This window comes from Stenotrophomonas sp. NY11291, assembly GCF_023277365.1.
Classification (GTDB): domain Bacteria; phylum Pseudomonadota; class Gammaproteobacteria; order Xanthomonadales; family Xanthomonadaceae; genus Stenotrophomonas; species Stenotrophomonas geniculata.
Genome location: NZ_CP096975.1, coordinates 438,546 through 451,501 on the forward strand (window position 1 = coordinate 438,546; position 12,956 = coordinate 451,501).

The 12,956-nt window shown below is 62.8% G+C and carries 12 protein-coding genes; 4 read left to right on the top strand and 8 right to left on the bottom strand.

The features are described 5' to 3' along the window. Window positions 1-9: 9 nt before the first annotated feature. From M1L61_RS01975 to M1L61_RS01990, 4 genes are all read right to left on the bottom strand, one after another. On the bottom strand, window positions 10-513 hold the full coding sequence (locus M1L61_RS01975; protein ID WP_049454478.1) for a hypothetical protein: 504 nt from the start codon (window positions 511-513) through the stop codon (window positions 10-12). A gap of 19 nt (window positions 514-532) precedes the next feature. After that, on the bottom strand, window positions 533-1,384 hold the full coding sequence (locus M1L61_RS01980; protein ID WP_049454475.1) for a DUF2145 domain-containing protein: 852 nt from the start codon (window positions 1,382-1,384) through the stop codon (window positions 533-535). Window positions 1,385-1,432: 48 nt separating this feature from the next. Continuing rightward, a complete protein-coding gene (locus M1L61_RS01985; protein ID WP_046984459.1) occupies window positions 1,433-1,663 on the bottom strand; it encodes a hypothetical protein in 231 nt (76 codons plus the stop codon). A 128-nt stretch (window positions 1,664-1,791) separates the two neighbouring features. Then, a complete protein-coding gene (locus tag M1L61_RS01990) occupies window positions 1,792-2,751 on the bottom strand; it encodes a mitochondrial fission ELM1 family protein (protein WP_010484193.1) in 960 nt (319 codons plus the stop codon). 126 nt (window positions 2,752-2,877) lie between these two features. On the opposite strand from M1L61_RS01990, the gene M1L61_RS01995 reads away from it, so the two are divergent. Beyond that, window positions 2,878-3,468 (top strand): malonic semialdehyde reductase, encoded by a 591-nt coding sequence (locus M1L61_RS01995; protein WP_010484192.1) that lies wholly within the window; start codon window positions 2,878-2,880, stop codon window positions 3,466-3,468. A gap of 86 nt (window positions 3,469-3,554) precedes the next feature. Beyond that, window positions 3,555-4,262, top strand: a complete 708-nt coding sequence (locus M1L61_RS02000; protein ID WP_005407837.1) for a YceI family protein — start codon at window positions 3,555-3,557, stop codon at window positions 4,260-4,262. Between the two features lie 155 nt (window positions 4,263-4,417). Here the strand turns inward: M1L61_RS02000 and M1L61_RS02005 are convergent, their stop codons facing one another. From M1L61_RS02005 to M1L61_RS02015, 3 genes are all read right to left on the bottom strand, one after another. Next, a complete protein-coding gene (locus M1L61_RS02005; RefSeq protein ID WP_248854242.1) occupies window positions 4,418-4,819 on the bottom strand; it encodes a hypothetical protein in 402 nt (133 codons plus the stop codon). 288 nt (window positions 4,820-5,107) lie between these two features. After that, on the bottom strand, window positions 5,108-5,905 hold the full coding sequence (locus M1L61_RS02010) for a siderophore-interacting protein (RefSeq protein WP_248854243.1): 798 nt from the start codon (window positions 5,903-5,905) through the stop codon (window positions 5,108-5,110). A gap of 61 nt (window positions 5,906-5,966) precedes the next feature. Next, window positions 5,967-6,527: a PadR family transcriptional regulator gene (locus tag M1L61_RS02015; RefSeq protein WP_248854244.1), complete on the bottom strand. Its 561-nt coding sequence runs from the start codon at window positions 6,525-6,527 to the stop codon at window positions 5,967-5,969. Window positions 6,528-7,073: 546 nt separating this feature from the next. On the opposite strand from M1L61_RS02015, the gene aceE reads away from it, so the two are divergent. Further along, a complete protein-coding gene (gene aceE / locus M1L61_RS02020; protein WP_248854245.1) occupies window positions 7,074-9,761 on the top strand; it encodes a pyruvate dehydrogenase (acetyl-transferring), homodimeric type in 2,688 nt (895 codons plus the stop codon). A gap of 88 nt (window positions 9,762-9,849) precedes the next feature. On the opposite strand, the gene M1L61_RS02025 is transcribed toward aceE, so the two are convergent. Beyond that, window positions 9,850-11,478 (bottom strand): TIGR04141 family sporadically distributed protein, encoded by a 1,629-nt coding sequence (locus M1L61_RS02025; protein WP_248854246.1) that lies wholly within the window; start codon window positions 11,476-11,478, stop codon window positions 9,850-9,852. A 565-nt stretch (window positions 11,479-12,043) separates the two neighbouring features. Between M1L61_RS02025 and M1L61_RS02030 the strand changes: the two genes are divergently transcribed. Further along, window positions 12,044-12,931, top strand: a complete 888-nt coding sequence (locus M1L61_RS02030; RefSeq protein WP_191850539.1) for an HNH endonuclease — start codon at window positions 12,044-12,046, stop codon at window positions 12,929-12,931. The last annotated feature ends 25 nt before the right edge of the window (window positions 12,932-12,956 follow it).

The following is a 12,956-nucleotide window of genomic DNA, read 5'->3' on the forward strand; positions in this document are numbered from 1 at the left end:
GACGGCGGCTCAGCGCCGGGTATCGAAGATGTCGCGCGGGCCGGTGGCCTCGGGCAGGTATTCCAGCGGACGGCCCTGGTTGTCCTTCAGCTGCCAGCCCTGATCGTTGCCGGTCGGCTCGAAGTTCACGGTCTGGCCCACGGTGAACTGCACGGCAGGATCGCCGATGCCGCGCGGGTACTGCATCGACGCGGTGTTCTGCGGGTCGTTGGCATCACGCAGCAACACTTCGCGGCGGCCGTCGACGGTGGTGGCGATGGCGCTCACCTGCATCTGCGGCAGCTTGATCTGCTGCGGGCGGGCCAGCGGCTGGCCAGCATCGGCGGCATCCTGGGCTTCCTTCGCCGCCGCCGCACGGGCCGAGTTCACCATCTGCGAGGACATCTCCAGGCTTGGCCCCTGCGGACCCGGGTCATGGATGATCACGATGCGGCGCTCTGCATGGGCAGTGTTCGCGCCGAGCAGACCGGCAACCATCACCATCGACATCAGGGAAACAGGCAATGCGCGCATCTCGTTCTCCTTGCAGGATTCAGGGCGAGGCAGCGGTGGCTCCAGCCACCGGCACGTGGGGGATCACCAGTTCCTGCTGCAGTTGGCTGCGCTGGTGCAGGAAGTCGAATACCGATTCCACCGTCACCACCGAATAGTTGCCGGAGATGCGTTCGCCGGCCGGATGGTCGGTGGTGGTGGCGTTGGCCACGAACAGGCGCGCACCCACGCGCTTGCCGAGGCCGATATGCAGCACGCTGGGCTGGTACTTCTGCTGGCGCAGCCACTGCTGGGCCTGTTCGCGCTTGACGATGGCCGGCGCGCCTTCGGCCTGCGCCATCGCCGCCGCCAGCACTTCCAGCACCCACTGGTTGGAGTTCTGGTAGTCGGTGGCGAACGGGTAGGCGACCACGTTGTACCTGGTTTCGTGCAGCGCCTTGGGCTGGATCGAGGGCGACACCAGCATCGCCTTCAACGCGGCACGCAGCGGCGCCGCCGGCACGCCGATGCGCAGGTCGGTATGGCCGCCGCTCTCGCCGACGAAGTTGCCCAGCCCTTCGTGGTACAGCTGCGAGCTGTCGGTCTTGCAGCGGTTGAGCAGGTGCATCGCGCGCCAGCGGCCATCGTCCTCGCGCAAAAGGAAGGCCAGATGGCTGTGTCGCAGGCCGTAGCGGCTCAGATCCTGGCCGCCACGTGCGGCGACCACCACGTCCACATCGGGCAGCGCATCCAGGCGCTCGGCGGTGGTCCAGGCCACGTCCAGCATCGCCGCCTGCGAGGCGACGCTGGGGTAGCGTTCGCGGCACTCGGTGCTGTTGGCCCATGCCGGTGCGGTCGCCAGCAGGCTGGCGATCAGCAGGGCGGCGCGGGGCAGGCGGGAGAAACGATCCATGTCGATACCTTCAACGGCGGGCAGGCCCGCGCGCCGATCATACGCCGCTCAGCGCAGCGGGCGGTCCACGCCCTTGCGCTTGAGTTCCCTGTCGCAGGCATCGCTGATCGGCGCGATCGGCAGCGGCGGGCGCTCGCCAGTCTTCGGATCGCGCAAGGCCGGCTGTTCGCGATACGCGTCCAGCTGCTGCTGGCACTGGTAGGAAATCGGGTCCAGTTCGGTGGGTGTGGTGGAGCAGGCAGCGAGCAGGGCCAGGGGCAGCAGGAGCAGGGTGCGCATGAAGACGTTCAGCGTGATGGGGGAAGCTGGACTCTAACGGTGCGGGCGGATCGAAATGTTCAGAAATCGCTGCGCACCCGGCACCACCGTGATGCCGGGCGCCCAGGATTGCCGGCCAGCGGCCGGCACTACCCCAATGCCAGGCGCTGCTTCACTTCTGCCGCTACCCGAGCGGTCTCGCGCAGCGGCTCGATGCGGTCGTACTGCCAGTCCAGCCAGTGCGCCTGCAACCGCCCGCGCTCGCGCAGCTGCTGCTGGAAGCGCGCAAGCCGACCCTGCGCGGTATCGGCCAGCGCCACCATCACCGGCATGCGCGTGGCGCAGGCTTCAGACAGCAGGTTCACCGAATCGGGCGACACCACCACGCGGTTGGCCCAGCCGAGCAGGCCGCCATAGGGATTGGTGCCGTCGCCGCCGTCGCCCCAGATCACGTGCGGCAGGTCCGCGAAGGTCGCGCGCAGGATCTCGGCCAAGGCGGGCGGCGTGCGTCGCGAGGTGGTGGCCAGCAGGCTGCCGCCCTCGCTGTGGATCTGGTCGGCCAGCGCGCGGAACACACCGACCATCGACGTTTCATCCCACGGCGCCAGCGGCGTCGGTCCACCCACCAGCAGCGCGGTGCGCGGGCCGGGCAGGGTGCTGAAGCCGGCGAACGCGGCGCGGCCCCAGGCCAGCCAGTCATCGTCCACCGGGTTGAGGCTGCCGAGCAGGGTCAGCACGTTGCTGCCGCGCAGGGCGTCGTGTTCGGGCACCACCACCACATCCCAATGGCGAGCGTTGATGCGCGGGTCGAGGATCTGCACCACCTGGCTGCCACGGGCGCGCAGCACGCGCAGGGCGCCAGCGGCCTGGCGGCCACAACCGATCGCCAGCGCCGGGGCATCGGCAGCCAGCGTCGCGAAGGCCTCGCCGTAGCCATTCACATCGCCGGGCAGGCGACGCGGCGACAGCCAGCGCCAGGGCGCGCGGGGCTGCAGGACCAGCGGCCGATGGGTGCCCTGGCGCAGCGCCGAGGCCAGCGCAACCGCCTGGCGGACATTGCCTGCGCGGCCGTCCGTGACCGTCCAAGGCGCGCTCGATCGTTTCACCATTGGCATTAATTCGTTTCAGCCCTGCTGGGTGTTGCAACAGTCGCGACACTCTACACTGCGGCTCGTCGATTCGCCCCGCGCCGCCCGCGGGCACTGACTTCCTTTCGCCGCCCTGGAGATCCACCGATGTCCCACGCGCTCGACGCTGCTGCCCTCGATCAGCTGTTCCGTACTGCCCGTACCCAGAACGCCTTTCTCGACAAGCCGGTTCCTGAGAGCCTGTTGAAGGAACTGTACGACCTGGTGAAGTGGGGCCCGACCGCCGCCAACACCACGCCGGCCCGCTTCGTCTTCGTCACCTCGAAGGAAGCCAAGGACAAGCTGGCCCCGGCCCTGTCCGAAGGCAACCTGGCCAAGACCATGGCCGCCCCGGTCACCGTCATCATCGGCTTCGACCTGGACTTCCACGAGAAGCTGCCGTACCTGTTCCCGCACACCGATGCCAAGGCCTGGTTCGATGGCCCGCAGGAAGGCCGCCACGAAGCCGCCATCCGCAACGGCAGCCTGCAGGGCGCCTACCTGATCCTGGCCGCACGCGCGCTGGGCCTGGATGCCGGCCCGATGTCGGGCTTCGACCCGGCCAAGGTGGACGAAGCCTTCTTCGCCGGCACCTCCATCAAGTCGAATTTCCTGGTCAACCTGGGTTACGGTGACTCGGCGGGCTTGTTCCCGCGTCTGCCGCGCCTGTCGTTCGACGAAGCGGCGCGCATCGCGTAAGTCGTTGTATCGGTTTCGGGCCCGCCGTCCCGCGGCGGGCTCTTGCTGCACCGTGTACCCACCCTACGATCCGGAGAGTTCCTGAGATGAGCGCCACCCGTAAACTGCTGCTGCCGCTGGCCCTGACCCTGGCCATCGCCGCCTGCTCCAAGCCGGCCGACACCGCTGCCCCGGCCGCCGATGCCGCCGCCCCGGCCACCACCGAGCAGGCCGCCACCCCGGCTGCCGATGCCGCCGCCGCTGCGCCGGCCGCCGAAGCGATCAAGATCGCCTCGGGCACCTACAAGCTGGACCCGACCCACACCGACGTGCTGGCCCAGTGGAGCCACTTCGGCTTCTCCAACCCGAGCGCGCACTTCGGCAACGTCGAAGGCACCCTGGTGTACAACGCCGAAGACGTGACCAAGTCCACCGTGGAAGTGAAGCTGCCGCTGAGCGGCCTGAACAGCTTCACCGCCAAGTTCGACGAGCACCTGAAGAGCGCCGACTTCTTCGACGCTGCCAAGTTCGCCGATGCCACCTTCAAGAGCACCAAGGTGGAAGCGGCCGGCACCAACAAGCTGACCGTCACCGGCGACCTGACCATCAAGGGCATCACCAAGCCGGTCACCCTGGACGTCACCGTCAACGGCGGCGGCGAGCACCCGATGGCCAAGGTTCCGGCGGCCGGCTTCGATGCCACCACCACCCTGAAGCGCAGCGATTTCGGCGTCGGCGCGTATGCCCCGAACGTCAGCGATGAAGTGAAGATCCGCATCACCACCGAAGCCACCGGCGAAAAGCCGGCGGCTTGATGCATCCAACTCACTCGTCGTGAGAAAGCAGAAGGCCCGCTGAAAAGCGGGCCTTCTTTTTTGGGTTCTGGTAGAGCCGGCCGCTGGCCGGCTGCGGACCTGGATTCGGTGGGTGCGGACCGTTGGTCCGCACAATCTCGCCGAAGCAGGATTTCTCAGCGCAGCGTACCCAGCCACGCGGCCGACGCTTCGCTCGGGCTCTGCTTGGCCTTCACCGTCAACCCGCTCGCGCGCACGAACGTCTGCGCTGCCTGCGCCACTACCTGGCGTGCGATCAACGCCGCCTGCTTGGTCGCGGCCTGCTGCTTGCGCAGCTGCACGATGTGCACCGACGGGCGGCCCACCGGTGCGTACTTCTGGTCGCGGCGCAGCACATCGGCCACCTGCGCCACCTCGAACTCGGCCTGCAGGTAGCGGTGCTGTGCTTCCACCAGTTCGCGCAGCGGCGTGCGCAGGGCAACGGTGTCGGCGAAAGCGGCCAGCGCCGCATCGCAGGCGGCGTCATCGGTGAATCGGGTACGCAGCGCATCCACGCTGGCCAGGGTCAGTTTGGCCATGTGGGCCTCGTTGCTGCAGGAAAGGAGCGCGATTGTCGCATTGCTTGGCGGCTGATGCGTTGAACCGGGCGGCGGAATACCTGTAGAGCCGAGCCCACGCTCGGCTCATCGCGCGTAGCGCGAGGGTTCGCCGATCGCGGAACGAAGAGCAGCCGAGCATGGGCTCGGCTCTACATGGTCAAGGGCGTGCGGACCAACGGTCCGCACCCACCCAGGAAGGTGCGTCAAAGGCGTGCGGACCAACGGTCCGCACCCACCAAGCAGGGTCCGCACCCACCGGCTGCCCGGTCAATCGCCGTCGGTTTCGTCCGGGTGCGCCTTCCAGTAGCCGGTCGAGCGAATCCAGTCGCGCGGTACGCCCAGGTGGCCTTCGATGAACTTGCGCATCATCCGCGCGCGACGCGATTCGGTGGCGATCCAGTAGAAGACATCACCTTCCGGCGCCTCGAAGTCGGTCAGCATGTCTTCCAGCAGGGTGCTGGTCGCCGCCGGGAAGCCGTTGCGTTCCAGCCAGTGGATGCGCACGTTCTCGTACTGCGGCAGGTCCTGGCGCTCGGCTTCATCGCTCACTTCGATGAAGGCCTGCACTTCGGCATCCTCCGGCAGCACGTCCAGCCAGCGGGCGATGGCCGGCAGCGCGGTTTCATCGCCGATCAGCACATAGGCGTCGTAGGTGTCGGCCACCACGAACGAACCGCGCGGGCCGCCGATCACCAGCGTGTCGCCCGACTGCGCGCGTTCGGCCCACGGCCCGGCAATGCCCTGGTCGTGCAGCACGAAGTCGATGGCCAGCTCGCCGGTCTCGTGGTCCCACCAGCGCGGGGTGTAGTCGCGGGCGGGCGAGGGCTCCTTGCCGTCCGGGTAGCTGCGGCCTTCGGCGGTCAGCACCGGCAGCACCATCTCGCCCGCAGCGTTGGGGAAGAACAGCTTGATGTGGTCGTCGGCGCCGGGCGAATCGAAACCGGCCAGCGCGTCGCCTCCCAGCACCACGCGGCGCATGTGCGGGGTGACTTCTTCGGTGCGCAGCACGGTCAGTTCACGGAAGCGCACATCCAGGCGCAGGCGCGTGTTGTTGTGTTCGGTCATGGGGGATACCTGTAAAGGTGTCGCGCGGGGGCGCGCGGCATGGGGGAGGACCTGGCTGGAATCAGTCTGGCTGGGTCGTTGAAAGCGGTGATGCCTCGCTACCGGCGGTACCGTTGAGCAGGGCAGACGCCCGCGTCAGCAGCGCCGCCACTTCGTCCGCCTCGCCCTCGGCCCAGCGGCCGTGGTGGTGCACCAGTGCCCGCTTGAACTCGCGCAGGGCGCAGGCCAGCGGCGGCGGCAGCGAGGCCTTGGTGATCTCGCGGGCGCGGTCGAAGGCACGTCGCTGCGCCAGCCGCACCTGGGTGCGCTGCACCTTCAGCTCGAACTCGCCGGCGGCGGTGATGCGGAAGATCCGCTTGCCGTCCACTTCCTCGGCCTCGATCCAGCCGGCCTGCTCGAAGCTGGCCAGCAGCGGGTACATGGTGCCGGCGCTGGGCGTGTAGGCGTGCATGAACTGGTTGCTGATCAGCTGCATCAGCTCATAGCCATGGCGCGGCTGCTCGCCGATCAGGGCCAGCACCAGCAGGCGCAGGTCGCCGCGGCTCAGCACACGTGGCTGGCCATTGCGACGGGGTACCGCCGAATCGGTGGAACGGGCTCTGGGAGAGGGGCTTCGGCTCATTTCGATATATCGGTAAACGAGTGTGCAAACGATATATCGATATGTCGAAAGCGACAACACCCGATCCGGCCACATGCAGGTGCAATTTGGGCCACGGCCAGCCCCTCCCACAGCAAAAGGGGCGCCCCTTGCGAGGCGCCCCGGCGATGCTGTGGAAGGGAGCAGGGCCACCGGGCCCATCACTCACGGGCCACCTTGGGCCCACGGCCAGCGGCAATCCAGAGGCAGGTGCGACACGTTGTCGCCGGTTCAGTGCCGGAGTCCGGAACGCGCCCGCTGCGGCCCAGGAGTTGCCCCACAACCGTCATCGGCAGCAGTAACACTGCGTCCTGCACATGGGCGCAGCGGCCCCGCAAGCGACAGCCCGCGCAGCCGCCAAGGCCCGCTGCAGGGCCGTCAAGGGCGCTTGCAAGCCCCTTGCGGACACTGGCCGGTTGCATCCATACGCCTGCGTAGCCAAGTGACGAAAGCCCTTGGTGCGCTACACTTTGCGGTCTAGAAATCTATACAACAGTCGCGCGCGTGCGTGCGGTCATGGGAGCGCTAATGAACTGGTTGAACGAGGTGCTGAACAACGACCCGAATCCTGTGGAAACCCAGGAGTGGATCGAGTCGTTGAAGGCCGTTATTGATGTCGAGGGCTCCGAGCGCGCGCATCAGCTGCTGGAAGGCATGGTGGAACTGACCCGTCGTTCGGGCGCCTACCTGCCGTTCTCTCCCACCACCGAGTACGTCAACACCATCGAGCCGCAGCTCGAGGCCAAGAGCCCGGGCAATGCCGAGCTGGAATGGCGCATCCGTTCGATCATCCGCTGGAACGCGATGGCCACCGTGGTGCGCGCCAACCGCAAGCCGGGTGACCTGGGCGGCCACATCGCCTCGTTCGCCTCCGGCGCCACCCTGTACGACGTGGGCTTCAACCACTTCTGGCGCGCCCCGAGCGAAAACCACCCGGGCGACCTGCTGTTCATCCAGGGCCACAGCGCCCCAGGCATCTACGCGCGTTCCTTCCTGGAAGGCCGCATCAGCGAAGAGCAGCTGGACAAGTTCCGCATGGAAGTGGATGGCGGTGGCCTGTCCTCGTACCCGCACCCGTGGCTGATGCCGGACTACTGGCAGACCCCGACCGTGTCGATGGGCCTGGGCCCGCTGGCCGCCATCTACCAGGCGCAGTTCATGCGCTACCTGGAAAACCGTGGCCTGATCGAGAAGTCCGACCGCAAGGTGTGGTGCTTCATCGGCGACGGCGAGAGCGACGAGCCGGAAACCCTGGGTGCCATCGCCTTGGCCGGCCGTGAAGGCCTGGACAACCTGATCTTCGTGGTGAACTGCAACCTGCAGCGCCTGGACGGTCCGGTGCGCGGCAACGGCAAGATCATCCAGGAACTGGAAGGCGTGTTCCGTGGCGGCGGCTGGAACGTGATCAAGCTGCTGTGGGGCGGCTACTGGGATGCCCTGCTGGCCAAGGACAGCGACGGCGTCCTGAAGAAGCTGATGATGGAAACCGTCGACGGCGAATACCAGAACTGCAAGGCCTTCGGCGGCGCGTATACCCGCGAGCATTTCTTCGGCAAGTACCCGGAAACCGCTGCGATGGTCGCCGGCCTGAGCGATGACGACATCTGGCGCCTGAACCGTGGTGGCCACGACCCGCACAAGGTGTACGCCGCCTACCACCAGGCCGTGAACACCAAGGGCATGCCGACCGTCATCCTGGCCAAGACCGTGAAGGGTTACGGCATGGGCAGCGCCGGTGAAGCGCTGAACCCGACCCACCAGACCAAGAAGCTGGACGACGACGCGGTGCGCCACTTCCGCGACCGCTTCAACATTCCGGTGACCGACGCGCAGCTGGCCGACGGTCAGGTGCCGTTCTACCACCCGGGCCCGGATTCGCCGGAAGTGCAGTACCTGCAGGAACGCCGTGCCGCACTGGGCGGTTACCTGCCGCAGCGCCGCCGCAAGGCCGACAAGACCTTTGTGGCGCCGAAGCTGGAAGCGTACGAACGCCTGCTGAAGAGCAGCGGCGAGCGCAGCTACTCCACCACCATGGCCTTCGTGCAGAGCCTGAACATCACCCTGCGTGACAAGGAACTGGGCCCGCACATCGTGCCGATCGTGGCCGACGAAGCCCGTACCTTCGGCATGGAAGGCCTGTTCCGCCAGATCGGCATCTACGCGCCGTTCGGCCAGAAGTACAAGCCGGTCGACGCCGACCAGCTGATGTTCTACCGCGAAGACCAGAGCGGCCAGGTGCTGCAGCAGGGCATCAGCGAGCCGGGTGCGATCAGCTCGTGGATGGCCGCCGGCACCAGCTACTCGGTCAGCAACGTGCCGATGCTGCCGTTCTACATCTACTACTCGATGTTCGGCTTCCAGCGCGTGGGCGACATCGCCTGGCAGGCAGCGGACATGCGTACCCGCGGCTTCCTGCTGGGTGGCACCGCCGGCCGCACCACGCTGAACGGTGAAGGCCTGCAGCACGAAGATGGCTTCAGCCATCTGGTGGCCGGTGGCATCCCCAACGTGCGCAGCTACGACCCGACCTTCGGCTTCGAAGTGACGGTGATCCTGCAGCACGGCACCAAGGCGATGATGGAAGATCAGATTGACGAGTACTACTACGTCACCCTGATGAACGAGAACTACACCCACCCGGAAATGCCGGAAGGTGCGGCCGAAGGCATCGTCAAGGGCATGTACCTGCTGACCGACGCCGGCAAGCCGAAGAAGGGCGAGCTGCGTGTGCAGCTGCTGGGTTCGGGCACCATCCTGCGCGAAGCCATTGCCGCGGCCGAGCTGCTGGACAAGGACTTCGGCGTGACCGCCGACATCTGGAGCTGCCCGAGCTTCAACGAACTGCGTCGCGATGGTTTCGACGTGGAACGTGCCAACCGCCTGCATCCGGAAGGTGAGCAGCGCAAGGCCTACGTGACCGAGCTGCTGGAAGGCCGTCAGGGCCCGGCGATTGCCGCCACCGACTACGTGCGTGCGTATGCGGACCAGATCCGTGCGTTCGTGCCGATGAGCTACACGGTGCTGGGTACCGATGGGTTTGGTCGTTCGGATACGCGTGCGAACCTGCGCCGGTTCTTTGAGGTGGATCGCTACTACATCGCCCATGCCGCGATTGCGGCGCTGGCGAAGGAAGGGAAGATGACCGCGAAGGATGTGGCCCGGGCGATCAAGCAGTACAAGATTGATCCGGAGAAGGCTAACCCTGTCGGGGTTTGATTGAGCTGCACTGCTGGTACAAAAGGGGTGGCCATTAGGTCGCCCCTTTTTTATGGAAGTTAAGTAAGCGCCTTACCAACAGAGTATTTCACTTCTTCTTTCTGACAGCCTTTGGTCTATATTTCTTTATTTTGCTCAGGGTTGGATCTAACGGAATGCTCGTTAACTCAACGTTGAATCCTAGTGCTTCGAGGTGAGAAATGGAGTTCTTTAGAGTGACCTTGGAAAAGAAGGGTAGTTCGATGGGCAGCGCCTTGGACGTGGCTATTGCATACGTGATGGTGTAATTGCTTGGATCAGGACGTCTGGCTGTATCCGTCAGTGCGATATGGCTTGGCAGTTTTGCATTCAGTCTTCTGCGGAAATCTTCGTCTTTCAGGAATATCTCTGCGGCCACTGCGCCTTGCGAAAAAAGATGGCTAAGTGTCGCGGATGATCTGTAGTCCTTGACATGCACAAAATTACTACTTCCAACAATTAGGTCGCAAAACTCAATTTTGTCGTATGGGCCGCCTGTTTTTACATTATTCTTATCCATCAGGTGGATGTTTGTAGTGCTCTTGGCAACTTGCGAGTTGTATTCGCCCTCGTTGGCGTACGAGTATGGTGGCAGGAAGGTCCGGGATATTTTTGCGTTAGATAGCCGTCTGTCTATCTCGGCAATGAAGTCCGCTTCTATCTTGAACCATGACCCATTCCTAATTATGAATCTGTCGTTTCCATCCACTATTTCTGCGTGGATGCATCTGTAGGCCGGCCAGCTTTGAGTTGACCGATAGTTGGCATCATTGATATGAACGGTAATGTTCTTCAGCGCATCAAGGCTGAATTTCACTGACTTTGAGTCTAGATAATCGCGAAGATCGGAAATGCATAAGGTTTGATGGCGTGGTGTGCTTTGGTACATGTCAAAGGAGTACCCAGCGTTTGATTCCCAATTGACAATTTCTGGCTCCCCAAGCCAGACATTGGTGCCTCCTACTTTTGATATTTCGTCATCAAGAAGAAGGTCAAGAATTCTAATTGTGTCCGGGTCTCGTACCTTTGCGATGTTATCTATCCACGCGTAGGCGCTCGGTAGGGGTGAGTTAAATAGCTCGATCGTCTTGGAAAGTATTCTCGGGATTCCATTAAGGTCCGTTTCGACCATTAGCGTAAGAGCGTCTCGGCCTGTGATATGTGTGCCGAGTAGTGGGACTTTGCAGGCTCCAGTAACTGCATAAACCAAATCGGATTCAGTGTTCGCTTGAAGATCGAATATATCTACCTCAAGGGAGCTTTGTGTCCTAGAATTGAGCGGATTGTCGTCATAGCTGGCTTTGTCGAGGCTTCTGAGTTTTTCCGGGTCAACTGCGTTCAGTGTTACGCGCAATCCGAAATCTCTCTCAGTGAGCTCCCCATTAATTAGGTGAAATCCTGAGCCAAAAGAGATAAGGAATTTTTTCCCATCCAAGTTGGCGTAGAGAGCGGCGCCAACGTTGCTACTTTTCCCGAATTCCACCGTTGGACCATCAGGATGCTCCGTAAATATACGTGTCCAAAGAGGTGGATGCGCTGGCGCCTCCCTTTTTACATAGAGAAACGCCTCAATACCTGGGATGTTGAAGACGTACTTTCGCCCAACCAGTTCCAGCTTTACGCATTCGTCCGGGCTGTAGTGACCATCCTTAACTAAATAAATTGAGAGCTTTTCCTTACGTTCAGTAGTGTTCGCCAAATGTCATCCCCCTGAATGAAATGGCACGAAAGCGCTGCTGATGTCTTGCTGATTTAACTCTTATTTCCGGTTGTGTCAATGATTCTAAGTACGTCCTGGAGACCCTTTCCTAAAACCTGTGAGGAAGGACATGTGGACATCGGAACGCCAACTAGCAGAATCGGCCGAAGCGCTGCTTCTGCACCGCCGGCAGCGAGATGTCCCCGATCCATTCAATTCCAGTGCTACAAGAGGGATGGACAGAGCCGAGCACGCAGTTTCGGTTGTGCAGATCGATCTTCACATGTCGCGCCGCAACTCGTGCGTGAGAAGAGCAGCATGCTATTCGTGAGCCTCAAGAGCCGCGAGAACGATATGAACTGCGCAAACGAAAGTGGAACGCGGATGTAGTTGTGGGCATCTCGCGCCATCAAGGAGAAGGAGAGCTGCCAGCGCATTCCCTGCATCTCGCTGTATTCGATGAAAGCGTGCTGATTGCGACATAAGAGGGTACTATCCCGTCTCGAAGGCCAATAGGCCGCATCAATTGGATGTGACGGGGGAAGCAGGGATGGCGTACTGGTGGGTGAACCAGAAGCAGACGTTTGATCGGGCGGTTAAGGCTGGCTACTTGTGGTCGCCGAAGACCAATGTGGAAGGGAAGACAAATCCCTTCTATGAGCACATGACCCAGGTGCGTCCAGGTGATGTGGTTTTTGCTTTTGCCAATGCTCAAATCAAGGCTGTCGCGATCGTCAATGGGGCGCACTATGCAAAAGATCGCCCTGATGATTTCAAAAAGACGGACAACGAGTGGCGCAGGGACGGCTGGGCCGTTCCGGTGGACTATCACCTGATGGAATCGCCGCTAAAGGTGAGCGAGCATATTGCGAAGATTCGGCCGCGTCTTCCGATGAAGTACTCGCCGCTGAAACCGGATGGCAAGGCTAACCAGGCCTACCTGTTCCCAGTGCCGCCGGAAATGGCTACTGAGCTTTTGTCGCTGCTCAACGTTGACGTTGATGACCTGAGCGCTTGGCAAGAGGAGGTGCGAGTCAAGGAGATCAAGGAAGACAAAAATATTGGGGAGACGGTGAAGACCCAGCTGATCAATGCCAGAGTGGGACAGGGAATCTACCGTAAGAACGTGAGCGACATCGAAAAGGTCTGCCGCGTTACCGGCACGAGTGAGCCCAAGTTTCTCATCGCTAGCCACATTAAGCCCTGGGCGAAGAGCACCAACTCTGAGCGCCTTGATGGAAGCAATGGGCTGATGTTGGCGCCCCATATCGATCGGCTATTCGACCGTGGATACATCTCGTTTGAAGATGACGGTCGGCTAATTCTGAGCAAGCAGTTGCCGGAGGCAGTGCGCTTGAGGTGGGATGTGGTGCAGAAGATTCCGAGCGTTCCGTTCTCGGCGGCGCAGGTCTCGTACCTGAATTACCATCGGGCCGTACTGCTGCGTAAGTAGGAAATAATCACCAGAGGTAGGCATC